Source organism: Chromatiales bacterium, assembly GCA_020445605.1.
In the GTDB taxonomy this organism is placed as follows: domain Bacteria; phylum Pseudomonadota; class Gammaproteobacteria; order JAGRGH01; family JAGRGH01; genus JAGRGH01.
In genome coordinates, this window is sequence record JAGRGH010000063.1 from 30,555 (window position 1) to 55,528 (window position 24,974).

Here is a 24,974-nt window from a genome sequence, read left to right on the forward strand (position 1 = left end):
CGACCGATCAGAATTGATTGACGCCGCAGCGCAGTGCCTGCCCGCGACTGCCAAGAACGCCGGAGATGTCCGCGCTTTCGCGCAATTGTTTCATGATGTGGTTGTAACGATCTTCCGGCATGTTGCCAGAGAAGGTGATGTCGACATGCCCGCCACGCGTCACCTTGAAGCTCGCCAGCGTATCGGCATCGTTGTCGAACAGGATGGCCGAGACTGCGGCCTCGGCCCTTGTATCCGCCTCGTTGGCAAACACGCTCGTCCAGCCCGAAGCAAGGCAAACCAGGCACAGAAACTCCGCAAGCAGCCTACGCATACAGCTTGAATCCGCAGGAAAAGGGGCGACGAGCATAGCTCAGCCGAGCGAAAAGAACACGATCCTTTGGCGACGTCGATAAGAATGCAATCGAGCCCGAGCAGGGTGCGCACCGCGCACCGGATGCGCCCTGTTTTCGCCCTTATCGGTGCGCCGTGCGCCCTCGGAACCACCAAACATGTCACTAGACTTCCCGCAGACCATCTGCGGGTTCTATGCGCGCGGCGCGCAGCCCCGCGAGCGCGGCCGAGATGATGGCCGCCCCCAGCGTGAGTGCCAGCGCGATGCCAAAGTGTTCCGGCAACAGGCGCGCGACCTTCTGTCCCGCATCGAGTTGTGTCGAAAGAACGGTGTTGATCGCACCGGCCGCGCCGAAATAGATCGCGCAGGCCAGTGCCCAGCCGAGGAAGCCCGTCAGCAGCGACTGAAACACCGGAAACCAGATGATGTCGCCGGTGCGAAAGCCGACCAGTCGCAGGATGGACAGCTCGCGACGCTTGCGATCGACATTCGCCCACAGGCTCGCACCGAGCGACAGCGAAAAACCGACCAGACCAATGATCGCAATGGCCCAGTACACGCCCGTGAGATTGCGATCCATGCGTTGCACCAGTGCGATGTCCTCGGCCCGGTTGCGCACCTCGATGCCGAGTTTCTGGAACTCGGCGCTCAGGTTCGCCACATCGTAGATCGAGCGCGTATACAGGCGAAACCCCGGGTAGTTGCGTTCCTCCGGCGTCTGCGCGCGTGCACCTTCCCATTGCAGCGCCGGCACCGCACGGCCGTCACGGTAGTCTTCCAGGGCTTCGATCAGGGGCAGCGCAACGAACACGCCATCGCGTGCGAACGCACCCGCCGGCGCAAGTGCCGCGACCTTGAGCGACAGATGCACGCGTTCCTTGCGGCCCTGGAACTCCCGCGCCAGGCTGGCACTGATGCGATCGCCCTCGCCCACGCCGAGCTTTTCCGCCGCGGCGCGCGACAGCACGACACGATCGTAGGAATCCGGTGGCGGTGCATCGGGCACCAGCACCGGATCACCCGGCCCGGACGGCAGGACTTCGGCGGTGACGATGCGCGTGGACGCGCTGCTCGAAAGTTCCACGATCGCGGCGATCGATCGCGTGCGCGGCACGATGAATGCGATGTCCTCACGACCGGCGAGATTCTCGATCCAGCCTGGCTGATAACGGCCGGAGGCGATCGGTACGATCTCGCGGTTGCGCGGGTCATCGATCAGGTTTTGCAGCATGCCGCCGACGATGCCGAACTTCAGCCCGAACAGCACCATCATCGGCCCGAGCACGGCCGCCAGCGCGAGCACGAAGCAGCCGGAGATCTGCCACTCGTGGCGATAGTCGCGCGCCGCGAGCCTTGCGGTGCGACCGATCATTCACTCACCGTGGTTTCGGTGGTCAGACCATCGTCGGTGCGACAGGTGCGGTGCTTGAGCCGGCGCAGGCCGAGCTTTTTCACGTGCCGCCAGGCGTGGCTCGCGACGATGACGGTGATGTTCATCTCCTCGACGAGACCGATGAACAGCGCCATGATCTTCTCGGCGGCGATCGGATCGAGCGACGCCGTCGGCTCGTCGGCGATGACAATTGACGGGCGGTGCGCGAGCGCGCGGCCGATCGCAACACGCTGGCGTTCACCGGTCGAGAGCTGGTCGGGCATCTTGTCCAGATGTCTGGCGATGCCGAGTTCACGGCCGAGGATGTCGACCGTGTCGTCATCGGGCAGACCGAGCACACGCCGCGAAAGACCGATGTTTTCACGCACGCTGAGGTAGGGCAGCAGCCCGCCGGTCTGCATGACGTAGCCCATGTGCCGGCTGCGCAGATCACCAAGCCGGTTCAGGCGCCGGCGCTGCCAGTGTTCACGAACATCCAGCGCTTCCGTGGCATTGACCGGACGAAAACGAAACGCGCCGATCTCGCTCGGTTGCAGGATGAACGCCAGCATGTCGAGCAGCGTGGTCTTGCCGCAACCGCTCTGGCCGATCAGTGCGATCTTCTCGCCGAGCGCGATCTGCAGGCTGGGCACGCGCAGGCGAAACGCACCACCCTCGGACTCGCGGGTGCGCACGACATCGCGCAGGTGGTAGATCAGCGTGCGCCCGCGCCACGAGGCCGGAGCCGGAGCCGGAGCCGGAGATTGCACGTCGCCCACAGATGATTGCTGGCTGGCAGGGTGTCGAAATTCGCTCACGCGTGGGCGAAGTTCAGGAGCCTGTCAGGGAAGGGCTTCCAGCGCGACCGGGAATACCGAATCCCCGCCGATCGGCCCGCCATCGAGGCTGACCCACAGATCGGCGTGTTCGTGCAGCGCGCGGTAGTAGTCGATCTTCGCCTCGAGTCGATGCAGGAAGTCGATCTGCCGCTGCGCGGGCCAAGTCTGCCAGTCGGCAAGCGAAAGGTTCATCACCTCGCCCGTGTACGGCAGATCTTCGATGTACTCGGCCATGAAGCCCAGTTCGGCGAGACTCTGACCGCGACCGGCCGTGGTGGCCGTCGTCGCGCCGATGCGATCGGGATCGCGCGTGACCGTGGCGGCGAGGCTCTTGAGCTCGTTGAGGAAGTTCTGCGGCGAGAGCAGGCCCTCTTCGGCCGTGATCAGGACCCGGCGCAGCACGTCGTGCAGATCAGACAACTGATCGCGCGTCAGCAGCACATGAACGTCGAGGGTCTGGCGCGCCGGCTCGAACGGATCGTGATCGACCAGCCAGGCGTCGAATACCGATGGCACCGAACCGTCAACCGACTTGCCGAGGTATTTCATGCGAAGGGCGTAACCGAGCTTCGCCACCGTGCGCGACAGTTCCGCGAGACGCGGATTGTCGCTCTCCGGCGCGCGCTGCACGGCACGGGCCACGGCGGCGGGCGTGGCGCGCACCTGAGCGGTGATCTGCGCGGCAAGCGCATCCAGCACCTCGCCGAACTCCCGCACATCGCCGGTCCGCACACCGTAATAGAGGCTGCCGATGCCCGGCACCTGCGCGAGTTCGCGGTATTGGCGTGCCGCGACCTCGTGATCGGAATACACCGATGGGGTGAGCAGATGCAGCACGAATACCGCGATGCCTTTTTCCTGGGCGATCCGGCGCAGGCGGTTAGCGTCCAGCCCGGTTCCGGAAAGCGGATCACCGGGATCACGTGCGCCAGCATCGGTGATCAGCACTACGTAACGCGCCTGGTGCGCATCCCAGTTCATGTTCTCGATCGCACGCAGCACGCCGGCGTAGGAATCCTCGCGGAAGTCACGGCTCGACTGCGTCGCGGCATCCAGCGACGCAACGCCGTCGAGGAAACTCGCGGCGTTGCGGCCCTCGTCCAATGTCACAAACGTGCGGGTGCGATAGCCGAGCCCGGGGGCTGCCGCCGGATCGTCGCGGAAAGCGACCAGCCCGAAACTCACGTCGCCGCTGAGGCCGGCGCCGGCAAGGCTGTCGTAGATTTTCTGCACGGCCTCGCGCGTGCGATCGATATACGGCTGCATGGACAGCGTCGCGTCGATCGCAAACACCAGCCCCGCGCGCAGCGGAATCGGCTCGGCGACCGCTGCGGCAGCGGACACCTCAGACTTCGGTTCTTCGAGCGGCACACTGGCGACGCGCAGCAGGCGCGCGCGCTCGCTGCCGACGTAAAGGTCCTCGTGCTCGCGAATCGGCACCAAGTAGAACTCCTTGCTGAGATCCACATGGCGCGCGGGCTGGATGGCGACCACGGGGCTGTCCGGCCCTGAACGGCCGTCTTCGGCCTCCTGGTACAGCCGCCGGTAGGTGGTGAGGTCCGGCCCCTGCGCGAGGGCCTTCAGCGTGGCCGCGTCGCGAAACAGCAGGCTGCGGCTGTGGGCATCGGGATTGCGGAAGGCGACCGTCAGGCCCTGGTTCCAGTCGATGGTCTGGGCGGCGGCGATCCAGCCGGCGGTGTTGCCGTAACGGCCGGTGCCGACCTGCACGGCGCCGCCCTCGCGGGCATACACATAGTAGGCCGTGAACGGCGTTACCGGCTTGCCGGTCGGTGCGCCCGGAGCGTCGACGAGCTGCGCGCCAGGCACCGCGATCACGCGCTGGTAGAGGCTTTGTTTGCCGGGAATCAGCAGCGGGCGCTCGGTCGCCGCCGTCGCGGCAGCCGTCACGATCGCAAACAGGGCCAGGGCCCCGCGCAGCAGCCAATGCATGCGTGTCATCGCCATTGCAGAACCAGTCGTTGCGCCTCGATATCACCGGTAGCCGCGGCCTGCTCGACAAAGCGCCGCAATGCGCCGAGCCGCTCGCCGGCCTGAACATGACCGGCCGCCACCGCGCGCGAATACCACTTGTGCGCCTGTACCGGGTCGGCCGGACGCAGGCGCTGGTCGGCTGGCGCGACGTTCAGCGGATCGGACGACTCGCCGAGCTTGAACGCGGCCTCCGCATCACCACCGCGTGCGGCATAGAAATACAGCAGATAGGCGTCCGTCGTCCGCCCCTCGCCCGCAAGCGCGAATGCGCGCGCGGCTGCGGTGGCGGCGGCATTGGCGTCGCCGGCGGTTTCGAGTTCCGCGATCAGGGCGCGCGCGACCGCGCCGGGCTCGGCCGGGCGGACCGGCGCCAGCGCGGCGGGTACGGGCGGCAGTTCGCCGGTGACCGGTGCACCGGCCTTCGGCAGTCCGGTCGACACGGACGGTACGACCGAGCCCGAAACAGGCGGCGCGCCGGCCGGACTCGGCAGGGCCGCCGTGACCGGCTCCGGCCGCGATACCGGGGCCGTGACCCAGCGCCAAGCCAGGATCGCGACCACCACGACGGCCGCAAGACCGAGCAGCCAGCCGACGTTGCTACGCTTGCGCGGCGGGCGCAGGTGCTCGTCGAGTTGCAGGGGTTCTTGCATCGGACGCGGGTCTTGAATGGGGCGCCCATCTTCAGCGCTCGCCGGCCCCGGTGCAACACCCGCCGCGCACGGCCGACGGCTCCCGGCACCCAGCGGCGGCGGCAGCAGGCGCTCGGGGCGGGTGAAAACTTTCGTTACGCCGCGCCCACCGGCGGGCATGTGGTCAATCTGCCGCACTTGCAGCGGAATTGATGCCGGCCAAATACCGGACCTGCCCAGCGCGGTTATGATCTTCGCCCTCCCAACATAACAACGAGGATGCCCTGATGATCTTTCGCCCCGCCCTGCCCGTTCTCGCCGCCGCGCTGCTGGGTTTCGGCACCGCGAACGCCGGTGATCTCGACGACCGTGTCGCCAACAGCCGCGTCGCCGCGAACACCCTGCTCAACGCCCTGAAGGACCGCGTGACGGAAGTCGCACGGGCCAAGGGTCCGGTCGAGGCCGCCAAGACCTGCAACCTGGAGGCGCTGCCGATGACAAAGCGCATCTCCGAGGAGCAGGGATTCCAGGTCGGCCGCACCAGCCATCTGCTGCGCCAGCCCAAGAACGCGCCGGACACCTGGGAGCAGGCCGGGCTGGACGAGTTCATGAAACGCAAGGCGGCCGGCGAAAAGCTCGCCGGCATGGAGCGCTACGAGGTGGTCACCGAAGACGGCAAGCCGGTGTTCCGTTACATGCGGGCCATCGAGATGGGCGGGGTCTGCTACAACTGCCACGGCAAGCTGCGCCGCGAAGTCGCGAAGGCCATCGACGAGATGTACCCGAACGACAAGGCGCGCGACCTGAACCCGGGCGATCTGCGCGGGGCGTTCACGATCCGTCAGCCGATGTAGTCACCGCCCGGCATCGCCGGGCCGTCGGGGTATTCGCGACACAGGGAAATGTCGCCAGACTGGCGCATGCGCCAACCGGCCTGGCTTTCGTGCTGGACGCCGCCGGCCGGTGGTCTATGATGCGGAACCATGGCCCGACCGATGCGCGCTGCGCTGTTTGTCACCTGCCTGGCGGAATACGTTCGCCCGTCCATCGCCGACGCGAGCCTGAAGCTCCTGCGTGACGCGGGCATCGAAGCCGACACGCCCGAGCCACAGATCTGCTGCGGCCAACCCGCCTACAACCACGGCCACCGGGCAAGCGCGAAGGCGATTGCGCGCCAGCTGATCGACACCTTCCGGGAATACGATCGGGTGATCGTGCCGTCGGGTTCCTGCGCAGGCATGCTGATCCAGCACTACCCGAAGCTTCTGGCCGATGACAAACGCATTGCTGCGCCGGCACGCGAACTCGCCGCGAAAACCGTCGAGCTCACGAGCTTTCTGGCGTCGCTCGAGTCATTCGAGATCGACGCCGAACTGAATGCGGTTGCGGCCTATCACGACAGCTGCTCGAGCTTTCGCGAACTCGGCATCCACGACGCGCCACGCAGGCTGCTTGCGCAGGTGCGCGGACTGAAACTCGCAAGCCTCGCCGACCACGAGGCCTGCTGCGGATTCGGCGGCAGTTTCATCGTCGAGTTTCCGGAACTGTCCGCGCGCATCGCCGACGACAAGCTTGACGATGTCGGCCACACCGGCGCGGAGGTGCTGATCGGCGGCGATCTCGGCTGCCTGCTGAACCTCGGCGGACGCATCGGCAAACGCGGTCTGCCGGTGCGTGTCTTTCACATCGCCGAGGTGCTCGCGGGCATGACGGAAGACCTTGACTCGCTGAGCTCAGTCATACCGACCGATCGATGACCAACGGGTTTGCCGAACGCGCCGAGCGTGCACTGAGCGATGCGCCGTTGCAGGCGGCGCTGCGCAAGTCGCGCTCTGGCTTTGTCGACAAGCGCCGCAGGGCATTCACCGACTACGACCATTTCGACACTCTGCGCGATGAGGCAACGCGCATCCGCGCCCATGCGCTGGCGCACCTGCCCAAGCTGCTCGAACAGTTCGAGACGAACGTCGAAAAACACGCCGGCCAGGTGCACTGGGCGCGCAACGGCGCCGAGGCGAACGAAATCATCGTGCGACTGTGCCTCGCCGCCGGTGCACGCAAGGTCGCCAAGGGCAAGTCCATGGCGAGCGAGGAGACCGACCTCAATCGCGCACTGGAGGCCATGCATCTCGAAGTCATCGAGACCGACCTCGGCGAGTACATCCTGCAACTGGCGCGCGAGCGCCCCTCGCACATCATCGCGCCGGCCGTGCACAAGAGCCGCGCGGACATCGAAAAGCTGTTCGACGAACACCACGGCCCGCGCGCGCGCGAGACGATCGCCGACCTCGTCGATGAGGCGCGCGAACGGCTGCGCGAACAGTTCCTGGGCGCGGACGTCGGCATCACCGGAGCGAACTGGCTGATCGCGGAAACCGGCTCGGTCGGGCTCGTGACCAACGAGGGCAACGGCGATCTCAGCGCAACACTTCCGAAGGTCCACATCGTGCTGGCCGGCATCGAGAAGGTCTGCGCAACCCGGGCGGATGCGGCCACGCTGATGCGGGTGCTCGCGCGCAGCGCGACCGGACAGCCACTGACGGCGTATACGACCCTGCACACCGGCGCGAAACGCGCGGGCGATCCGGATGGCCCGGCAAACTTCCACGTCGTGCTGCTCGACAACGGCCGTTCGCAGACCATTGGCGGCGCGTTCCACGACATGCTGCGCTGCATCCGTTGCGGTGCCTGTCTGAATCACTGCCCGGTGTATACCGCGGTCGGCGGTCATGCCTACGGGGATGTCTATCCGGGGCCGATGGGGTCGGTGCTTACACCGCTGCTGCGCGGCCTGCCGGCCGGCCACGATCTGGTACAGGCCTGTACGCTGAACGGGCGCTGCGAGGTCGTCTGCCCGGCGTCCATCCCGCTGCCAACCCTGCTGCGCGAACTGCGCGAACGCCGCCACGAGGCCGGCCTGGAGACCCGTCTGGAACGTACATCGCTGCGCGCCTGGGCGTGGCTCGCAAAACGCCCGCGCTGGTACCGGCGACTGACCGGCTTGGACGTCAGGATCGGTCACTGGCTGCAGGGGCGCGGCTGGATTCCGGACTTTTTGGTGCGGCGCTGGACCCGCTTGCGCACCCTGCCCCCGCTGCCGCGGCGAAGCTTCTTCAACCGCCGCCGGGCAAAGCCTTGAGCGACGCGCGCGAATCGATCCTGGCCGCGCTGCGGCTGGCCGCCAGCCGCGCCGCACCCGTGGAACGCGGCGGGCATTTTCGTCCGCCCGCCGGTGGCGATGTCGTCGAGGCGTTCGTTCTCAAAGTGCCGGGCACGGCGGCAAGCCTTGAACGTCTTCCGAATGCTGGCGCGGTGCCCTCTGCCGTCGACGCCTATCGGTTGAAACTCGGCCTGAACGGGCCCGTCGCCATCGCACCGGCACTGGCGAAACTCGAATGGCCCGCCGAACTGCCGACCGCCCCGATCCGGCAGGCCGAACTGGCCGTCACCGTCGCGCAGGCCGGCATCGCGGAGACCGGCACGCTGCTACTGACCTCCGGGCCCGAGACACCGACGACACTGAATTTTCTGCCCGACCACGCGCTGGTGGTGCTGAATACCACGCAGATCGTCGCGGATCTCGATGCGGCGCTGGCGACACTGGACCCGGACGCGATGCCGCGTGCCGTCAACTTCGTGACCGGCCCGTCCCGCACGGCCGATGTCGAACAGACCATCCAACTCGGTGCCCATGGTCCGCGCAGTCTGCACATCCTGCTGCTGACCAGCGCCTGAACCGGCCGGTCAATCCGGCTTGGCTAGCTTCAGCCACAGCACGAAGGTCGTTCCCGCACCGGGTTCGGTCTGCACCTCGACCGCGCCGCCGTGACCGTCGGCAACGGTCTTCACGAACGCCAGCCCGAGCCCGGAGCCTCCGTGCTTGCGCGCCGGGGCAGCCGCGCCGCGCGCAAAGCGCTGGAACAGGCGCGCGCGGGTCTCGTCATCCATTCCCGGCCCCTGGTCCGCGACACTGCCGAAGCCGCGCCCGTCACGCGCGCCGGCACGCACGACGACCTCTGTCCCGGACGGGCTGTAGTTCACGGCGTTGTCAAGGAGATTCACGAATGCGCGTTCCAGCAGCGCGCCGTCGCCGCGCACCCAGACCGGGTCGTCGGGCAGTTCGCGGCGCAGGCGGATTTCGCGGGCCTCGGCCTGCGGCCAGACCTGCTCCAAGGCATTGTTGACGACCTCGGCCAGATCGATGACCCCAAGGGCCTGGTCGTCGAGCCGTTCCGCGCGCCGCAGTTCCACGATCTGATCCGCGAGCCGCAGGGTCCGCGTGGCCTGGGCCTCGAGACGATCGAGCAACTGCGCGACGTCTTTCTGTTCTGCCGGATCGCGCGCCAGTTCGACGAGTGCCAGCATGGACACCAGCGGCGAGCGCATATCGTGCGAAATAAAGCCCAGCATCTCGCCGCGCTGACGCTCGGCGGCCCGCAGGGCGGAGATGTCCGCGAGATTCACCAGCACACCGGTCTGGCCGTTCGGATCGCTCGCCGCGCCCTGCAGTGGCGCAATGCTGACGATCAGGTCCGAAGCGTCCGCCGCGGCCGTGGTCAGCCGGCTCGTGCGCCCCTCGATCAGCGCCGCATCAACCGCCTCGCGCCAGTCCGCTTCGGGCGACTGCGGAAATGCCGCGACCAGCAGGTCGGCGAGCGCCGCCCCCGGTGCCTCGTCCGAATCCAGCCCGAGTACCTGCCGGGCGCGACGGTTCATGAGTGCGACCTGTCCGAACGCACCGGTCATGATCAGGCCGTCCGGCATCTGGTCGATGCTGTCCTCGACCCAGGCACGCAGCTCGCGCGCGGCTGCCGCCACGGTGCGAATCTGGTCGATGCGCGCCTGCATGCGCTCGATGCGCGTACGGCGCCGCTCCCCGGGCGCGTCGTCGTATAGGCGCGCGGCGGTGAACAGCAGGCGTTCGACCGGCGCGGGAACGGCCTCGTCGTCGTCGCGTTCGAGTGTCAGTAACAGGCCGCTGGATTCCGGCACCCGCACGGTCAGCGTCGCGCCCTCACGCAGCCAGACCCCGCTCATGCGCGGCGGCAGGATCGCAGCGGTCAGGCCGGTGGAGCCGGCGAGCGGTCTGCCCTTCGCGTCATGCAGGGCCCAGTTCGGCGCGCCGGCCGCCCGCAACGCGAACTGCATGGCGGCCGCGGGCTCCGGCAGGCCCGCGAATGGCAGGGTTGCCCGCTCGTCGCGCAGGCGCTGAAGTTCCTCGTCGAGGAATTCCACGGCCTGCGACAGGCGCAGTCCACTCCACAGGGGAAAGCTCAGCAACACGCCGGCGAGACCCGCGCCCGGCGCAATCCATACACGCGACCAGGCCAGCGTCAGCGTCGCGGCCACGGCAATTCCACCGGCCACGAGCAGGGCCGCGGCGAGTCCCCAGCGCGGCGGAATCCAGACATACAGCGCGAACGCCACGAGCACCACCAGCGCCGCCAGCCCGGCCCGCGCCGCGGGCGAAAGCTCCGTGATGGTCACGCCGGAGCGCACGGCGTCCAGCGCATTGGCGATGATCTCGACCCCGGGCATCGGCTGGCCCTCGCCGGACAGCGGCGTCGGCAGGGCATCGGCGAGCCCCGTCGCCGTGGCCCCGACCAGCACGATGCGGTCGCGCAGCGCGCTGTCCGGCACCAGGCCATCGAGCACAGCGGCATACGAATGGCGCTGGAAATGTCCGGGCGGTCCGGCGAACGGGATCAGCACGCGCAGATCGCGCTCCCAGACCGCGAAATCATTGCTCACCGGCAGTTGCCGGCGCTCGCCTGGAGGATCGTCCCAGCGCTGTGGCTCCAGCCAGTCCAGCAGCGCCAGACCAACCCACGGCCAGTGCGGGCTGCCGAGCCCTTCGTGCAGATACAGGCTGCGGGCGATGCCGTCGGCGTCCAGTTCCACGTGGATATGCCCGAGCGCGGCGGCGACCTCGGCGAGCCGCGGCAGCGGCAGGGTTTCGATCAGCTGGCCGCCGTCGCGGGTCTGCTCCAGCAGGACGGGCAGCAACACGCGGCCGTTGGCGCGGATGGCGTTTTCGAGCAGCATGTCGGTCGCCGGGTCGTACCGATCAGGCTCGGCGAAGATCACGTCGAACACGACCGCGCGCGCCCCGGCCTCGGTCAGCCGCTGCACCAGCGCCGCGTGCAGCGCGCGCGACCACGGCCAGCGCCCCAGACGTTGCAGGCTCTCGGCGTCGATCGCGACGATGACGATGTCGTCCGGCGCCGGACGCGAAGCCTGTCGATTCGCGGCGTCCAGCAGCAGCCGGTCGGCGCGCACCAGCCAGCCCTGCCAGGCCGCGAACGCGGCCAGCAGCGCGAGCGCCAGTGCCGCAACCACCATGGCCGGTGAGCGGCCCTTCGGCATGGACGCGGCCGGGGACTGATTCATGCCGTCAGGATAGCGCCCACCGGGATGCGGTCGACGTGGAACCCAGTCAGGGCGGCGGACCCTCCGCCCAGCGCAGCAGCTGGTCGACCCAGCCGAGCGGTGGAACCGCGATGGACTGCGCCGGGCCGTAGGTGCCATCCGCGGCGTAGGCCTGATGCACGCGCACCCGCGCGTAGTAGGTCCCCGGTTCGGGCCTTGGCAGGGTCCACCCGGTTCCGCTCTGGACCACATGAACGATGCGCTCGACGAACTGCGGATCGCGCGCCAGCTCGAACTCGTAGTACGGGGCAAACACGACCGGCGACCAGCCAATCCACAGCTGGTGCCGATCCATCGCCGGTGGCGACAGCGTCGGCACCGGCCAGCCGTCGATGACGTGGATGCGGGTCGTCGCGTCGAAACCGTTTAGGCCGATGTCGTCGACGCCGCGCACGCGCAGGTCGTACTCGCCGGTCTGCAACGCCAGCACTTCGAGGCGGGTCGCCGGCGTCATCAGGTCGGTATGGATGCCGGCCGGCCAGGCCGTGCGCGCGAGTTCCACGCGGTAGGACTCGGCGCCGGCCAGCGGCTGCCATTCGAGTACGGCCTGACTGCCACGCACGGTCGTCGCCGTCGAAAGTTCGGGCGCCGACAGCAGACGGCGCGGCGCCGCCGGTGGCTCACCGGCAACGGCGCGAGTGCCGAATCCCGCGCCGACCAGCTGCTCCACGCCCGCGCCGGCCACCGCAACGGTACCGTCGAGGGTCTCGTTGCTCATGGTGCCGGCGTCGGCCTGAACGCGAAAACGCGTGCCGCGCACCGCGGCGACGGCCGCCGGCGTGTCGATCCGGTAGCGCGAATCGACCCCGGGCGGCGGCCGCACGAGGCTCTCGACCCGGCCACGGCGCAGGTCCAAGCGCGTGTCGACGCTCCCTGTCGAACTGCTGGAACTGATCTCCGCAAAGCCGACCTCGGAGTCCGGTCCGATCGTAACCTGCGCGCCGTCGACGAACTGCACCGTCACCCGCCCGTCCGGACCCGTGACGATGGCGCTGCCAGTTTCGATGCGATCGTCCACGCGCGGGGCGGTGCCGCCGGAGTAACGGGCCGCACCGATCACGGCGATCACCCGCGCGGCCTCGGCGGTGGACTTCAGCCAGGTCGTCGGAATGCGCAGGCGCGTGCCCGGCGGCATGTGCCGCGGCACGCTGATTGCGTTGTGCCGGGCCAGGTCGTCGTGGGTGTATTGCGGATGCAGGTGGGTGCGCGCCAGACCCCACAGGGTGTCGCCGGGCCGCACGGTGTACAGCCAGTCCTCGGCGACGGCGGCGTCCGCAGCTGCGATCAGCGCCAGGAGAAAAACTCGATGGGCGGTTTTCATTCCGCTGCCTCGACCCCCGCGAGGCGCTCCAGACGGTAGCCGTGCTGATACACCGCCGTCAGACGCCAGCCGTTGCTCGGACCGATATCCAGCTTGTTGCGGATGCGCGAGATGTGTGTGTCCACCGTGCGGGTGTTGAGGTCCGCGCGCGTGCTCCAGACGTGCTCGAGTATGTGCCCGCGCGACAGCAACCGCCCGGCGTTGCAGAACAGGAAGTGCGCGAGTTCGAACTCCTTCTGCGTCAGTGTGACGGGCTCGCCTCGCACCGCCACCGTGTGGTCGTTCGGGTCGATCCGGTACGGCTGGTAGTCCAGCGGGTGACGCGGTTCGGTGTCCGGCTGACTGCGGCGTACCAACGCGGCGAGCCGCGCGACGAGTTCCGCCCTGCGCACGGGCTTGACCATGTAGTCGTCCGCGCCCTGCTCGAGCGCCTGCACGATGTCGCTCTCGCGTCCACGTCCGGTCACGAACAGCACGGGCACGCGCGGGTCGACACGCTCGCGCACGGCACGCAGCACGCTCAGACCATCGAGATCGGGAATGCCCCAGTCCAGAATGAGCAGGTCGAATGAATCGCGTCCGAGCGCGCGCAGAAACGCACTGCCAGAGTCGTGGTGGTGGCAGTCATGACCGGCCTGGGACAGCCAGCCGAGCAGCAACTCGGCCTGGGCCGCATCGTCTTCGAGGATGGCTACTCGCACTCGAACCACTCCGCGGGGCAGGCGCTCGGGCAGTCGGGATGCGTGCAGGTTTGCCGCTCGATTCCCGTTCAGGTCACGACCCGCCCCATGCCGCACCTGACTGGTTGTGAGGGTTTGATGCCACAACGTCGTTCAGTTTCCCACGAAACGAAGTTAACAATTGTTAAAGTAGTCACCAAACCGGATGCGTTGATCGCCATGCCCCCCGTTTGCTGACACGGTACGGCAGGATCGACCGCAGTCCCAACCACATGCGCGGAAGCCGTATGACCCAACAACCCCGCATCGTCACGCTGCGCGAGCGGCTGTCGTCCGAGATCGTCGGCCAGACCGCCCTGCTGGACCGCCTGGTCATCGGTCTTCTCACCCGCGGTCACATCCTCGTGGAAGGCCTGCCGGGTCTCGCCAAGACCACTGCCGTCAAGACGCTCGCCAGCGCGATCACCGCGGAGTTCTGTCGCGTGCAGTTCACCCCGGACCTGCTGCCGGCCGATCTGACCGGCGGCGAAATCTATGACCCGGGCAGCGGCCATGTGGAGTTCCGCGCCGGGCCGCTGTTTCACGAGATCCTGCTCGCCGACGAGATCAACCGCGCACCGGCGAAGGTGCAATCCGCCCTACTCGAAGCCATGCAGGAGCATCAGGTCACCGCCGGTGGCGCGACGCACCGTCTGCCGGACCTGTTCATGGTCATGGCAACCCAGAACCCGATCGAGCAGGCCGGCACCTATCCGCTGCCCGAGGCGCAGCTGGATCGATTCCTGTTGCACGTGCGCATCGACTATCCGGACGCCGGCGACGAACTCGAGATCCTGCGCCGCGGCCGCGCGAGCTTTGCCAAACCCGCCACCGGCATGCCGGCCGTCATCGGAGTGGAAAGCGTGCTCGCTGCGCGCGCCGAGGTCGCCGCCGTGCACATCGAGCCCGCGCTGGAGCAGTACATCGTCACGCTCACCCGCGCGACCCGCGCACCGGGCCGGTCTGTGCCGGCCCTGTCCGACAGCGTGGAAGTCGGCGCATCACCGCGCGCCGCGCTCGCACTCGCGCAGGCCGCGCTGGCGATGGCCTATCTGCGCGGGCGCGACTACGTGATCCCGGACGACATCATCGATCTCGCACCGGATGCCCTGCGCCATCGCGTGATCCCGTCCATGAGTGCGCGCATGGCAGGCCTGGATGCCGACGCAATCGTGGCGCAGCTGCTTGAAGTCATCGAAGTGCCTTGACCAACCCGCTTTCCTGCCCAGCAGGAAACGCCCGGATGCCAACGCCAAGACTCATGAAAACCCGGCTGAGGAAAGTCTTTTCACCAATTCTCAAGCTGTTTGAGACGGGCGCGAGTGAATACAGCTACAAGCGATCCCACCGCACCATTCTGATCGTTGTAGGCGCGCTGTTCTTGCTGCTGTCCGTCGCTTCGCTGGCAACCGCCATTTACGCAGCCCTGCCCGGCGCCTGGTTGCCGTTTACCGTGTTTTTCTCAACAGGCGCGGTATGTGAAATTGTTGGCCTGCTGGGTTCCGATCAGGCAGTGGCCAAGATCTGGGGCAACAAGTAGTCAGCAGAAGTTGATCAGCTCAGCACCCACGGCGTTTCATCTGAGAGTTTCAGCAGCTTCTGGCCAACACGGATCGCCTCGGCGGTGAAGTTCTCCAGATCACCCCACTGATCGCCGACATCCAAAACGTCCGAGATCGTCGGGTCGACCACCCGCAACCGCCACGCGCCACGATCGGCCTCGGCACGACGCGCCTTTTCGCTGCACACATACAGCTGCGGTTTGCTCTCGCCGGACTGCACGAACGCCGCAATCCAGCGATACGGGAGCGGATCGTTGCTCTCGATGTCGCCGAGGATCGTCAGCTGGAATTCGCCGATCTGGACTCTGCGACGCGGAATCGCGGTGCGGATGTTCGGGGCGTCTTTCATGAGGCTTGTCGGGCGCGGGCGTGAGGTTCGAGTCTAGTGTCCTGTCCCGCAATTATCTATCGTCTCTGCGTGGCTGAGCAGGGCTGAATCAAGGCGGCGATTCGCAGCCATAGCGAGTATGGTCAGGATCGCCAACGCTGAGTCAGCCGTGCAGGTATCATCTCCCACCCGCCTGAACGACGAAATCCCCATGCCCTACTACCTGTTCGAGATGCGCGAGAACCCGCGCCGTGCCACGCTGCTGGAATCGCACGACGACTTCCAGCAGGCGAAGAAGAACGTCCGCGCCCTGCGCGCACAGGCCGACCCGGCCGCCGGACTTCAGTACAAGATCATGTTCGCGAAGGACGAACTCGCGGCCGAGCGCCTGGTGCTGACGCCGCCGAAAAAGCCCATGGTCTACGGCGAGGAATAAGCGGCCCGCAGGTCGTCAGCTCAGGCCTGCGACTCCAGCAGGGTCCGCATCTCGTCGAAGCGCACGCGCTCGTCCTCGGCGACCGTCGGATACGCAGGCGCCAGCCGGGCAAAGGCCTTCCGCACGATCGCGGCGACCTTCCAGCGCATGTACGGCTTGTCGTCGGCCGGGATGGCATACCACGGCGCCCACGGGCGCGAGGTCGCCGCCAGCGCAGCCTCATAGGCCTGCATGTAGTCGTTCCAGCGCGCGCGCTCCTTCACATCACCGACTGCGAACTTCCAGTTTTTTTCCGGCTCTTCGAGTCTGGACAGGAATCGCCGGCGCTGTTCCTCGTAGGAAACGTTCAGCCAGAACTTCAGGATCAGCGTGCCGTTCGCAGCGAGGTGCCGCTCGTGTTCACGAATCGAGGTGTAGCGCTGCTCCCAGAGCGCGTCGAGATCGTTCGGCACATCAATGCGCTGGCCACCGAGGAACTCCGGATGCACGCGGACGACGAGCACCTCCTCGTAATAACTTCGGTTGAACACGCCGACACGCCCCTTCTCCGGCAGGCAGCGCGCAGTGCGCCAGAGAAAGTCGTGGTCGAGTTCCTCCTTTGACGGCTGCTTGAACGAGAACACCTGGCAGCCGGCCGGATCGATCCCGCGCAGGACCGCGCGGATCGTGCTGTCCTTGCCGGCGGCGTCCATGGCCTGGAAGACGAGCAGCACCGCGTGGGTGTCGGCCGCGTACAGCCGCCGCTGCCACTCGTCCAGGCCGTCGACGATCTTGTTCAGGCGTTTCTTCAGCGATTTCCCCTCGGCCGCGCCGTCCGGCGGGCGGGTGGAAATGCCGTCAAGCCTGAACGCACCGTCAAACGGCACGAGGTGGCGGGATTCGACCGGTTCGATCACCATGAGGTCACTCCTCGAACTTTCAGGTTTCGGTCCCGATGCTAGCGGAAACCCCCGCGCGGCGCGTGCTGCTGCTGAACAAGCCCTTCGGCGTGCTCTGCCAGTTCACGGACCCCAACGGGCGGGCGACGCTGGCGGACTTTGTGCAGGCGCCCGGCGTCTACGCCGCAGGGCGGCTGGACCGCGACAGCGAAGGGCTGCTCGTACTGACCGACGACGGTGCCCTGCAGCACCGGCTGGCCGATCCACGCCACAAGCTGTGGAAGACTTATCTGGTGCAGGTCGAGGGCGAGCCGTCAGACCATGCGCTGGAGCAACTCCGCGCTGGAGTGGACCTCAGCGACGGCCCCACTCGCCGGGCACGTGCAGTGCGGATCGCGCCGCCCGGCCTGTGGCCCCGGGACCCGCCGGTGCGGTTCCGGCGCAATATCCCGACCGCGTGGATCGAGCTGGCGATCCGCGAGGGTCGCAACCGTCAGATTCGGCGCATGACGGCTGCGGTCGGTCTGCCGACCCTGCGCCTGGTGCGAACCGCGGTGGGCCCGTACCGGCTCGGCGACCTGGCGCCCGGGCAATGGTGCCTTGCGCCCGACTGATATGGGTATGCTTGGAACCCGTCCCGACATCCCGCGCGGATCTCGGCGAATGACCGCGGCACGTCACGCCGTAGACCTGGTAAATCCATGACCCGAACCTCTTCCACCGTAGTGCCCGTGCTGGGCATGCACCGCAGCGGCACGTCCATGCTTGCGCGCATGCTGAACCTGATGGGCGTGCAGCTCGGCGAACCGCTGCTGGAAGCCAATCATGCAAACGTACACGGATTCTGGGAGAACCGGTTCTTTCTCGGCGTTGACATGCGCGCACTTCAGGTCATGGGCTGCCATCCCCACGGGTTCGCCCCCGAGGAACGGCTGCTCGCGGCCGCGCAATCGGCTGCGAGCCTGTCGATGCCGCCCGGGGTTTCCGGGCCGGTCGCGTCCTACCTGCGCGAACAGTTCGGCGACGCAGGCCTGTGGGGCTGGAAAGACCCGCGTACGGTACTGCTGTATCCATTCTGGGAGCGGCTGCTGCGGGAATTGGGCTACCAAGACCTGCGGCCGGTGATCATCCTGCGCTCACCGGCGGCGTCCGTGTCCTCGATGTGCGTCACGGGCTTTGTAACTCCCGTAGCCGAGCAGGCCGGACTATCGGTCAACGAGCTGTCGTTGCAGATCTGGCGGGCCTACAACCGGATCCTGCGCGACATTCAGGACCGTACGAACGCTTACATCAGTGTTTATGACTGGTTTCTGAGTCCGCAATCCGCGGTTCAGGAACTCGGTCGTCTGGCGGGATATCTGGACCTGGAAACGGCCGACCTCAGGCCGGCGCTCGCCTCCATCAAGTCCGCCGGCATCCGTCCGGCAGAGGCGAAGAACATGGACGCGTCCGCACAGCAGCTGTATCAGGAACTGGTGTCGGTCGCGGAACACCAGCGGGCCCGTTCATGAGGCGTCACCGGAAATGAGTCATTCCGAAATCTGGAAACCCAATGTCGTCGTGGCGGCCATCGTCGAACGCGAGGGTCGATTCCTGATCGTCGAGGAATACGCCGACAGCGACCAGCTCGTGCGCAATCAGCCTGCGGGCCATCTGGACGCGGGTGAGACCCTGCTCGACGCCGTGGTGCGCGAGACGCGCGAAGAGACCGCATGGCGTTTCACCCCGCAGGCACTGGTCGGCGTCTACCGGCTGGAGACGCGCGCGTTTGGCGGCACGACCTACCTGCGATTCTGTTTCTGCGGTGCAGTCGACCAACACGACCCGGTCCAGCCGCTCGACGACGGCGTGCAGCGCGCGGTGTGGCTATCGCGCGAGGAACTCGCCGCGCGCCCCGAGATGCTGCGCAGCCAGCTTGTGCTGCGTTGTATCGATGATTTTCGCGCCGGCCGACGCTATCCGCTGGAGCTGATTGCAGACTTTCCGCTGGCGGACTGAACGCCGTGCGAGAACCGATCACAGTGGGGCTGTCAGGTGGGGTGGACTCCGCCGTCGCCGCGCTGCGGTTGCTCGAAGCCGGCCACCCCGTCGACGCGCTGTTCATGAAGAACTGGGAGGAAGACGACGATGCGGAATATTGCGCGGCCGCCCAGGATCTCGCGGATGCGAAGGCGGTGGCGGCACACCTCGGCATCGAGCTGAACGCGGTCAATTTCGCCAGCGAATACTGGGACCGCGTGTTCGAGAACTTCCTGCACGAGTACCGCGCCGGCCGCACGCCGAACCCGGACATCCTGTGCAACCGCGAGATCAAGTTTCGCGCCTTTCTCGACCATGCGCTCTCGCGCGGCGCGGCCGCCATCGCAACGGGTCACTACGCGCGCATCGAAATGCGCGACGGACGGGCCGAACTGCATCGCGGCCGCGACGAAGACAAGGACCAGACCTATTTCCTGCACACGCTCGACGCCGACGTGCTCGCGCGTGCACGCTTTCCGCTTGGCGAACTCACCAAGCCCGGAGTGCGGGCCATCGCGCGCGCTGCGGGCCTACCCAATCACGACCGCAGGGACTCCACCGGCATCTGCTTTATTGGAGAACGCCGGTTCGCGGATTTTCTCGGCCGCTATGTCGAACGCGCGCCGGGGCCGATCGAAACGGTGGACGGAGCGGTGATCGGCGAACACGCCGGGCTTGCGTTCTACACCCTGGGTCAGCGTCAGGGGCTGGGCGTGGGCGGCGTCGCCGGCGCCCGCGAGGCGGCCTGGTACGTGGTCGCAAAGGAGCCGGCACGCAATGCGCTGATCGTGGCGCAGCAGCATGACCATCCGCGCCTGATGCACACACGGCTCACGACCGACCCTGCGCACTGGATCGACGGTACTGCGCCAGACGTGGAGTTTCGCGCCAGCGCACGCATCCGCCACCGTCAACCGCTGCAGGCCTGCGTCGTTCACGCGGGCAATCCGGACGGCCGGCTGGACGTCGCGTTCGACGCACCGCAACGCGCGGCGACGCCCGGGCAGTCCGTCGTGTTCTACGCCGGCACACGTTGTCTGGGTGGCGCGGTCATCGACCGGGTGCCCTGACCGGTCGCCGGGAACTTGCCAGCAGGCTGTTGAAATTCTCGTTTCAACAGCCTGATATCGTGAAACAGGGACGTCGCGCCCGAAAGTCGAACACCCAAGTGTTTGATTTTCGTGAGCAACCGAAAACCGCGCTTTTCGGTTGCGATGTTGAAAAGGCCATGGATGGTCCTTTTTCAACAACCTGCTAGACTCGGACGGGCATTTCCACAGAGTATGGCCCTAGAGTGATCCGCGCCCCGGACGAACGTACCGCCATCGCACTGGCGGGCCTGTTTCAGGCGACCGCGCTGGTCGACCAAATCGCGCGCACCGGCATCGCCGACAGCGAGACCATGAGCACCTGCCTGGAGAGCATCTTTCGCATCGATGCCGACAGCACCGCCGCAGTCTACGGGGGGCTCGAGCATCTCCAGCCCGGACTGCGACTGCTCGTGCAACAGCTCGAGGGCGGTCAGGGGCGAAATCTGCAGGTCACGCAATACGTCATCGTGCTCCTGCAACTCGAACGTCGATTGAGCGCCAACGCGGCAATGCTCGCGCAGCTGCGCGATGGCATCGAACGCATCGACAAGCTGCGCCAGCGGCTCGGTGCGCTGCACGACGACGTGATCGCGCCACTGTCGGAGCTCTATGTGCAGACCGTCAGCACGCTGCGTCCGCGCGTGATCGTGCGCGGTCAGGCCGGACATCTGAACCGGCCGCTGGTCGCCACGCGCGTGCGCGCGCTGCTGCTGGCCGGCGTTCGCGCCGCGGTGCTCTGGAGCCAGGTCGGCGGTGGTCGTCTGCAGCTGATGTGGCACCGGCGCCGCATCGTGCGTCTGGCGCGCGCGCTGTTGCAGCGCGCGGAATCGCAGCCCACGCACACGACATGAGGCCAGCCGGGACACTTGGCGCGCAGCGCGGTAGACACGATCCGGTATCAAGGTTTCCGGCGGCACAGGGAGGTGGCGCCATGATCGACGGCGGCAAGCCGTCGAAAGCGGGAAAATTTGGCGAAAAGTCACACTTTTCGTTTACGTTGCTCTGGCAAGTCAGAATCGCTTGATCAGAGAGGGGTCTTTTGAAACAACGGGAGGGGTAAATCATGATTGCGCAATCGTCCCCGGGTGACGCCCTCGGCAAGCTCGTACTGCGCCTGAGCGTCGGCGGACTGATGCTGTTCCACGGCGTGGCGAAGATCATGCACGCGGAGGCGCTTGGCAAGATCGGCGAGCGGCTCACCGGCGCCGGCCTGCCCTCACAGATTGCCTACGGCGTATATCTCGGCGAGGTGCTGGCACCGATCCTTGTCATCCTGGGCCTGTTCTGTCGCCTGGGTGGCGCCCTGATGGCCGTGAACATGCTGGTGGCCATCGGTCTGGTGCACATGGCGGACCTCGCGAAACTCACGGGCCACGGCGGCTGGGCGCTGGAACTGCAGGGGCTGTTCCTGTTCGGATCCGTGGCAATCATGTTGCTCGGCAGCGGGCGGTTCGCGATCCGGCCGGACTGACCCATGCAGGCAGGGGGGCGGCGACGGACCACGAGCCTCGTTGCCCGCATCCTGATCTGGGTAACCGCAACGACAAATTGCGCAGCGTTCAACGACGCGCACCTGCACTACGACGCGGACATTCACGAGGCCCTTCCGCCCGCACGGATCAGCGAAGTCCTCGACGCGGCGGGCATCGATCGGGCGGTGATCACCAGCCGGCCGCCACAACTCGTCGCCGAGCTTGCCGCGGCGCAGCCGGGTCGTGTTCTGCCGCTACTCGGCGTGTATGAGAATGCCGTGAACAAGGAGACATGGATGTATGACGCGGCGCTTCCCGGCCGGCTGGCCAGGCGACTCGATGCCATGCACTGGTGCGGTATCGGCGAACTGCATCTATTCGCAGCGGGGCGACACAGCGCGGTGTTTCAACAGGTCGTCGAACTGGCGGTCGAACGCGATCTCGCCCTGCTGATCCACGGCGATCCGGCCGTGATCGATGCACTGTTCGAACTCGCTCCAGCCGCGCGGGTGGTCTGGGCACATGCCGGCGCCTATCCGTATCCGCCGCTGCTCGCGGACTACCTACGGCGCCATCCGAATCTGTACATCGACACCTCCGTGCGCGACGAACGCATCGCACCGGATGGCGTCCTGGACGACGACTGGGCATGGCTGTTCATGGAATACCCGGAACGGTTTCTGGTCGGTGTCGACACCTTCCGCCCGGAACGCTGGGCGGAACTTCCATCCGTCGCGCGGACGATTCGGGCGTGGCTCGCGCAGCTGCCGCCAGACGTCGCCACTCTGATTGCGCACGAAAACCTGCCGCGCATCTATCGCTGCCGTTTGTCGGACTCTGATCAATGAAGCAGCCATCATGAACATCAACGAACTTCAGGACGCCGGGACCGCGGACGGCCAGCGGCTCGTCAAGCGCATTCGCGACGATGACGATCTGCAATCAGCACTGGTGCGCATGGCCTTCTGGCTGTTTACCGCGGCGTATCTCGGCACCGCGATCGTATCCGGACACTATCAGCTCGACGCGACGCTCACGATTGCATTGTTCGGAATCTATCTCCTGTGGTTCGTCTGGCTGTTGATCAGCGCCTGGTATCGACCACATCCCCCGTGGCAACGCTATCTTGCAGTCGCCGGCGATGCATCCGCGGTGGTCTGGTCGCTGTATCTGACGGGCGATCCACTGGGACCCTATTTTCTTATTTTCATATGGATTTTCATTGGTCACGGCGTCCGCTACGGGCGCATGGGTCTGCTCACGGCGTCGATTTCAAGCGTCGTTGGTTACACCATCGTCCTTGCGGTACTCGGCACCTGGCAGACCGCACCGTTCGAGGTGCTGTTCGGTTACGCGGGGCTGACCATCCTGCCGCTCTATCAGGATCGACTGCTGCGCCGCCTGGTGCTTGCCCGCAGCCAGGCCGAAACGGCCAACGCGGCCAAGAGCGCATTCCTCGCGAATGTCAGTCACGAGATTCGCACGCCGTTGAACGGCGTCGTCGGCATGACCGCGCTGATGTCCGAGACCCGCCTGGACGAAACCCAGCGCACCTACATGCGCTCGCTGGACACCTCGGCGAAGCTGCTGCTCGGGATGCTGAACAACCTGCTCGATCTGTCGCGGCTCGAATCACACCAGATGCAGCTCGAACTTCGCCCATTCGATCTGCACGAAGCCATCCACGCGACACTGATGCTGTATGCAGAGTCGGCGTGGAACAAGCGCATCGATCTTTACTGTGTAATCGACGGCGAGGTGCCGCGCCACATCAACTTCGACCAGCTGCGACTTCAGGAAGTCATCGGCAACCTGATATCCAACGCCGTGAAATTCACCGAACGCGGCGAGATTCGAATCGAAGTGCAGTCTCCGGTCGAAGGGGAACTGGAGTTTTCAGTCGTGGACACCGGCATTGGAATCCATCCCGACCAGATCGAGCGGGTGTTTGACCCGTTTCACCAGGCCGACGCATCCACCGCGCGCCGCTTCGGTGGAACAGGGCTCGGCCTGTCCATTGTGAAAGGACTGGTCGAACTCATGCACGGATCGATCGAGCCGCACAGCGAGCCCGGACGCGGCAGCCGATTCAGCGTGCGGTTGCCGATCGATGCCGCGACCGCCCAGCCACTCACGGTGCCAGACTTCGCTCAGCGCAACATCGTCGTGTGCGCAGACGCCGGCACGGACGCCACGGTACTGCTGGATTATCTCCAGCCCTGCAACCTGAACGTCGAGGTGACCGCGAACATCGATGCGTTCATCGCGCGCCTTGCGCATGCCGACGCCGGACTGATTGCCGATACGCTGACCGGCCGCGACTTCAAGGCGACCCGTCGCCAGATCGATGCCGCTGGCTACCGGTCGCTGCCCGTCGGCGCCCTGCTGTATCCGCATCGCGCCGGCGCGGCCGAAGGGCAGCGTTTTCTGACCACGCTGAAGCCGCTGTTCGCGGGCAATCTGTTTCCGCTCCTGACCGGACTGTTCGGCGAAACTCGCCGTGCCGACCCGCGGCGGCTGGAACTGGTTCAGGAGCGCGCGCCACGGGTGCTGATCGCCGACGACAACGAGATCAACGCGACGATTTTCGAATCCTATCTGAGCGCGGCCGGTTTCGAGGTCGTGGTCGCGAGCGATGGTGGTCAGGCGCTGCGCCGGCTCGATCGCGAGCACTTCGCCGCCGCGCTGCTGGACCTGCGCATGCCGATTGCATCCGGTCTCGAGGTGGCGCGCGAACTTCGGGCCGGGGCCGGACCGAATGCGGCGATCCCGGTGATTGCGTTGACGGCCGACGCCCCGGACGGCGTGCGTCAGGACTGCACCGAGGCCGGCATCGACGAGGTGTTGATCAAGCCCACGAGTCGCGTGGAACTGCTCACGGCCCTGCGCCGGCTGCTGCCGGCACGCAACACTGTTCAGCCAGCGCGGGAACGCCCGGCGGCGCGCGACAGCGACACGTCGCGCTGAGTGTCGGAGGCGGCACGGGTGCGGCCGCGCTCGACCAGGTCGGCAAGACTGACCCTGCTCAGGTAGTCATGGATGGACTCGCTCAGTTCCATCCACAGATCGTGGGTCAGACAGCGCTCACCGTCCTTGCAGTTCTCACGTCCCCCGCAGCGGGTGAGCTGTACGTTCTCGTCGACCGCCGTGATGATCTCGGCGATGGAGATTTCCGCTCCGTCACGCGCCAGCCGGTAGCCGCCGCCAGGCCCGCGCAGACCCTGCACGAGGCCGGCCTTGCGCAGCCTCGCGAACAGCTGCTCGAGATAGGACAGCGAAATGTCCTGGCAGCCCGAAATGTCCGCCAGCGTGGTGTGGCCGTGCTCCTCGTCGCGCAAGGCGAGGTCCAGCATCGCCGTCACGGCATAACGGCCTTTGGTCGACAGTCGCATACTCAATCCCCGAAAAATCCGGCCCACGCCCGGTGGGCGCAGGCTCGACGCAGTCCAAACCCCGGCGCGGCTGAGAATCCGCGCCTACGCGAACACGCTCCACGCCGCTGACCGGGACACCTGACCGGACTGCTTTCCTGAGTATTTTGCGCGGGAATCCG

At 66.6% G+C, this 24,974-nt stretch carries 26 protein-coding genes; 15 read left to right on the forward strand and 11 right to left on the reverse strand.

The features are described from left to right. Nucleotides 1–7: 7 nt before the first annotated feature. From KDG50_15520 to KDG50_15540, 5 genes are all read right to left on the reverse strand, one after another. Nucleotides 8–313, reverse strand: coding sequence for a hypothetical protein (locus KDG50_15520; GenBank protein MCB1866825.1), 306 nt, complete (start codon nt 311–313; stop codon nt 8–10). A 184-nt stretch (nt 314–497) separates the two neighbouring features. Next, nucleotides 498–1,706, reverse strand: coding sequence for an ABC transporter permease (locus KDG50_15525; GenBank protein MCB1866826.1), 1,209 nt, complete (start codon nt 1,704–1,706; stop codon nt 498–500). Continuing rightward, nucleotides 1,703–2,425 (reverse strand): ABC transporter ATP-binding protein, encoded by a 723-nt coding sequence (locus KDG50_15530; protein MCB1866827.1) that lies wholly within the window; start codon nt 2,423–2,425, stop codon nt 1,703–1,705. The genes KDG50_15525 and KDG50_15530 overlap by 4 nt, the downstream gene beginning before the upstream one ends. 123 nt (nt 2,426–2,548) lie before the next feature. Next, nucleotides 2,549–4,504: a VWA domain-containing protein gene (locus KDG50_15535; GenBank protein ID MCB1866828.1), complete on the reverse strand. Its 1,956-nt coding sequence runs from the start codon at nt 4,502–4,504 to the stop codon at nt 2,549–2,551. Then, entirely contained in the window at nt 4,501–5,187 is a 687-nt protein-coding gene (locus KDG50_15540; GenBank protein MCB1866829.1) for a sel1 repeat family protein, read from the reverse strand. The genes KDG50_15535 and KDG50_15540 overlap by 4 nt, the downstream gene beginning before the upstream one ends. Before the next feature lie 266 nt (nt 5,188–5,453). Here KDG50_15540 and KDG50_15545 point away from each other — a divergent pair, with 266 nt between their 5' ends. The 4 genes from KDG50_15545 (at nt 5,454) to KDG50_15560 (ending at nt 8,901) form a co-directional block, all read left to right on the forward strand. Next, on the forward strand, nt 5,454–6,020 hold the full coding sequence (locus tag KDG50_15545) for a DUF3365 domain-containing protein (protein ID MCB1866830.1): 567 nt from the start codon (nt 5,454–5,456) through the stop codon (nt 6,018–6,020). 129 nt (nt 6,021–6,149) lie between these two features. Then, nucleotides 6,150–6,923 (forward strand): (Fe-S)-binding protein, encoded by a 774-nt coding sequence (locus KDG50_15550; GenBank protein ID MCB1866831.1) that lies wholly within the window; start codon nt 6,150–6,152, stop codon nt 6,921–6,923. Further along, nucleotides 6,920–8,305, forward strand: a complete 1,386-nt coding sequence (locus KDG50_15555; GenBank protein MCB1866832.1) for a lactate utilization protein — start codon at nt 6,920–6,922, stop codon at nt 8,303–8,305. The genes KDG50_15550 and KDG50_15555 overlap by 4 nt, the downstream gene beginning before the upstream one ends. Further along, the gene (locus KDG50_15560) at nt 8,302–8,901 is read left to right on the forward strand and encodes an LUD domain-containing protein (protein MCB1866833.1); all 600 of its coding nucleotides are present in this window, start codon (nt 8,302–8,304) and stop codon (nt 8,899–8,901) included. The genes KDG50_15555 and KDG50_15560 overlap by 4 nt, the downstream gene beginning before the upstream one ends. A 9-nt stretch (nt 8,902–8,910) precedes the next feature. On the opposite strand, the gene KDG50_15565 is transcribed toward KDG50_15560, so the two are convergent. Genes KDG50_15565 through KDG50_15575 form a run of 3 tightly spaced genes read right to left on the reverse strand, consistent with a single transcriptional unit; the run spans nt 8,911 to nt 13,617 of the window. Then, nucleotides 8,911–11,556 (reverse strand): CHASE2 domain-containing protein, encoded by a 2,646-nt coding sequence (locus KDG50_15565; protein ID MCB1866834.1) that lies wholly within the window; start codon nt 11,554–11,556, stop codon nt 8,911–8,913. Between the two features lie 46 nt (nt 11,557–11,602). Beyond that, nucleotides 11,603–12,916: a FecR domain-containing protein gene (locus KDG50_15570; protein ID MCB1866835.1), complete on the reverse strand. Its 1,314-nt coding sequence runs from the start codon at nt 12,914–12,916 to the stop codon at nt 11,603–11,605. Further along, nucleotides 12,913–13,617 carry a response regulator transcription factor gene (locus tag KDG50_15575; GenBank protein ID MCB1866836.1) on the reverse strand — a complete coding sequence of 235 codons (705 nt, stop codon included), beginning with the start codon at nt 13,615–13,617 and terminating at the stop codon, nt 12,913–12,915. Before KDG50_15575 ends, KDG50_15570 begins: the two co-directional genes overlap by 4 nt. A gap of 266 nt (nt 13,618–13,883) precedes the next feature. On the opposite strand from KDG50_15575, the gene KDG50_15580 reads away from it, so the two are divergent. Next, complete coding sequence (locus tag KDG50_15580) at nt 13,884–14,843, forward strand: AAA family ATPase (protein MCB1866837.1); 960 nt, start codon at nt 13,884–13,886, stop codon at nt 14,841–14,843. Nucleotides 14,844–14,896: 53 nt separating this feature from the next. Continuing rightward, nucleotides 14,897–15,175 (forward strand): hypothetical protein, encoded by a 279-nt coding sequence (locus KDG50_15585; protein ID MCB1866838.1) that lies wholly within the window; start codon nt 14,897–14,899, stop codon nt 15,173–15,175. Between the two features lie 14 nt (nt 15,176–15,189). Here the strand turns inward: KDG50_15585 and KDG50_15590 are convergent, their stop codons facing one another. Further along, nucleotides 15,190–15,546, reverse strand: a complete 357-nt coding sequence (locus tag KDG50_15590; protein MCB1866839.1) for a hypothetical protein — start codon at nt 15,544–15,546, stop codon at nt 15,190–15,192. 148 nt (nt 15,547–15,694) lie between these two features. Here KDG50_15590 and KDG50_15595 point away from each other — a divergent pair, with 148 nt between their 5' ends. Then, complete coding sequence (locus KDG50_15595; GenBank protein ID MCB1866840.1) at nt 15,695–15,961, forward strand: hypothetical protein; 267 nt, start codon at nt 15,695–15,697, stop codon at nt 15,959–15,961. A 20-nt stretch (nt 15,962–15,981) separates the two neighbouring features. Here KDG50_15595 and KDG50_15600 read toward each other — a convergent pair whose 3' ends face one another. Next, nucleotides 15,982–16,860 (reverse strand): polyphosphate kinase 2 family protein, encoded by an 879-nt coding sequence (locus tag KDG50_15600; protein MCB1866841.1) that lies wholly within the window; start codon nt 16,858–16,860, stop codon nt 15,982–15,984. Between the two features lie 35 nt (nt 16,861–16,895). Here KDG50_15600 and KDG50_15605 point away from each other — a divergent pair, with 35 nt between their 5' ends. From KDG50_15605 to KDG50_15640, 8 genes are all read left to right on the forward strand, one after another. Next, nucleotides 16,896–17,453: a pseudouridine synthase gene (locus KDG50_15605; GenBank protein MCB1866842.1), complete on the forward strand. Its 558-nt coding sequence runs from the start codon at nt 16,896–16,898 to the stop codon at nt 17,451–17,453. 87 nt (nt 17,454–17,540) lie between these two features. After that, nucleotides 17,541–18,350, forward strand: a complete 810-nt coding sequence (locus tag KDG50_15610; protein MCB1866843.1) for a hypothetical protein — start codon at nt 17,541–17,543, stop codon at nt 18,348–18,350. A gap of 13 nt (nt 18,351–18,363) precedes the next feature. Then, complete coding sequence (locus tag KDG50_15615; protein ID MCB1866844.1) at nt 18,364–18,837, forward strand: NUDIX hydrolase; 474 nt, start codon at nt 18,364–18,366, stop codon at nt 18,835–18,837. Further along, nucleotides 18,834–19,928 carry a tRNA 2-thiouridine(34) synthase MnmA gene (mnmA, locus tag KDG50_15620; protein MCB1866845.1) on the forward strand — a complete coding sequence of 365 codons (1,095 nt, stop codon included), beginning with the start codon at nt 18,834–18,836 and terminating at the stop codon, nt 19,926–19,928. The genes KDG50_15615 and mnmA overlap by 4 nt, the downstream gene beginning before the upstream one ends. Before the next feature lie 224 nt (nt 19,929–20,152). Beyond that, entirely contained in the window at nt 20,153–20,800 is a 648-nt protein-coding gene (gene hflD, locus KDG50_15625) for a high frequency lysogenization protein HflD (protein ID MCB1866846.1), read from the forward strand. A gap of 212 nt (nt 20,801–21,012) precedes the next feature. Beyond that, complete coding sequence (locus tag KDG50_15630) at nt 21,013–21,420, forward strand: DoxX family protein (protein ID MCB1866847.1); 408 nt, start codon at nt 21,013–21,015, stop codon at nt 21,418–21,420. Nucleotides 21,421–21,423: 3 nt separating this feature from the next. Then, the gene (locus KDG50_15635) at nt 21,424–22,269 is read left to right on the forward strand and encodes an amidohydrolase (protein MCB1866848.1); all 846 of its coding nucleotides are present in this window, start codon (nt 21,424–21,426) and stop codon (nt 22,267–22,269) included. 10 nt (nt 22,270–22,279) lie between these two features. Continuing rightward, a complete protein-coding gene (locus tag KDG50_15640; GenBank protein MCB1866849.1) occupies nt 22,280–24,388 on the forward strand; it encodes a response regulator in 2,109 nt (702 codons plus the stop codon). Here the strand turns inward: KDG50_15640 and KDG50_15645 are convergent. Further along, entirely contained in the window at nt 24,337–24,813 is a 477-nt protein-coding gene (locus KDG50_15645; protein ID MCB1866850.1) for an Rrf2 family transcriptional regulator, read from the reverse strand. The genes KDG50_15640 and KDG50_15645 overlap by 52 nt on opposite strands. Nucleotides 24,814–24,974 lie beyond the last annotated feature (161 nt).

Excerpts from the sequence above, each read along its gene's own strand:
- KDG50_15540 (MCB1866829.1), bottom strand. The coding sequence starts at position 5,187 with ATGCAAGAACCCCTGCAACTCGACGAGCACCTGCGCCCGCCGCGCAAG.
- KDG50_15610 (MCB1866843.1), top strand. The coding sequence starts at position 17,541 with ATGACCCGAACCTCTTCCACCGTAGTGCCCGTGCTGGGCATGCACCGC.
- KDG50_15570 (MCB1866835.1), bottom strand. The coding sequence starts at position 12,916 with ATGAAAACCGCCCATCGAGTTTTTCTCCTGGCGCTGATCGCAGCTGCG.
- KDG50_15590 (MCB1866839.1), bottom strand. The coding sequence starts at position 15,546 with ATGAAAGACGCCCCGAACATCCGCACCGCGATTCCGCGTCGCAGAGTC.
- KDG50_15600 (MCB1866841.1), bottom strand. The coding sequence starts at position 16,860 with ATGGTGATCGAACCGGTCGAATCCCGCCACCTCGTGCCGTTTGACGGT.
- KDG50_15565 (MCB1866834.1), bottom strand. The coding sequence starts at position 11,556 with ATGAATCAGTCCCCGGCCGCGTCCATGCCGAAGGGCCGCTCACCGGCC.
- KDG50_15520 (MCB1866825.1), bottom strand. The coding sequence starts at position 313 with ATGCGTAGGCTGCTTGCGGAGTTTCTGTGCCTGGTTTGCCTTGCTTCG.
- KDG50_15535 (MCB1866828.1), bottom strand. The coding sequence starts at position 4,504 with ATGACACGCATGCATTGGCTGCTGCGCGGGGCCCTGGCCCTGTTTGCG.
- KDG50_15550 (MCB1866831.1), top strand. The coding sequence starts at position 6,150 with ATGGCCCGACCGATGCGCGCTGCGCTGTTTGTCACCTGCCTGGCGGAA.
- KDG50_15615 (MCB1866844.1), top strand. The coding sequence starts at position 18,364 with ATGAGTCATTCCGAAATCTGGAAACCCAATGTCGTCGTGGCGGCCATC.
- KDG50_15605 (MCB1866842.1), top strand. The coding sequence starts at position 16,896 with ATGCTAGCGGAAACCCCCGCGCGGCGCGTGCTGCTGCTGAACAAGCCC.
- KDG50_15585 (MCB1866838.1), top strand. The coding sequence starts at position 14,897 with ATGAAAACCCGGCTGAGGAAAGTCTTTTCACCAATTCTCAAGCTGTTT.
- KDG50_15645 (MCB1866850.1), bottom strand. The coding sequence starts at position 24,813 with ATGCGACTGTCGACCAAAGGCCGTTATGCCGTGACGGCGATGCTGGAC.
- KDG50_15545 (MCB1866830.1), top strand. The coding sequence starts at position 5,454 with ATGATCTTTCGCCCCGCCCTGCCCGTTCTCGCCGCCGCGCTGCTGGGT.
- KDG50_15635 (MCB1866848.1), top strand. The coding sequence starts at position 21,424 with ATGCAGGCAGGGGGGCGGCGACGGACCACGAGCCTCGTTGCCCGCATC.
- KDG50_15555 (MCB1866832.1), top strand. The coding sequence starts at position 6,920 with ATGACCAACGGGTTTGCCGAACGCGCCGAGCGTGCACTGAGCGATGCG.
- KDG50_15580 (MCB1866837.1), top strand. The coding sequence starts at position 13,884 with ATGACCCAACAACCCCGCATCGTCACGCTGCGCGAGCGGCTGTCGTCC.
- KDG50_15525 (MCB1866826.1), bottom strand. The coding sequence starts at position 1,706 with ATGATCGGTCGCACCGCAAGGCTCGCGGCGCGCGACTATCGCCACGAG.
- KDG50_15630 (MCB1866847.1), top strand. The coding sequence starts at position 21,013 with ATGATTGCGCAATCGTCCCCGGGTGACGCCCTCGGCAAGCTCGTACTG.
- KDG50_15640 (MCB1866849.1), top strand. The coding sequence starts at position 22,280 with ATGAACATCAACGAACTTCAGGACGCCGGGACCGCGGACGGCCAGCGG.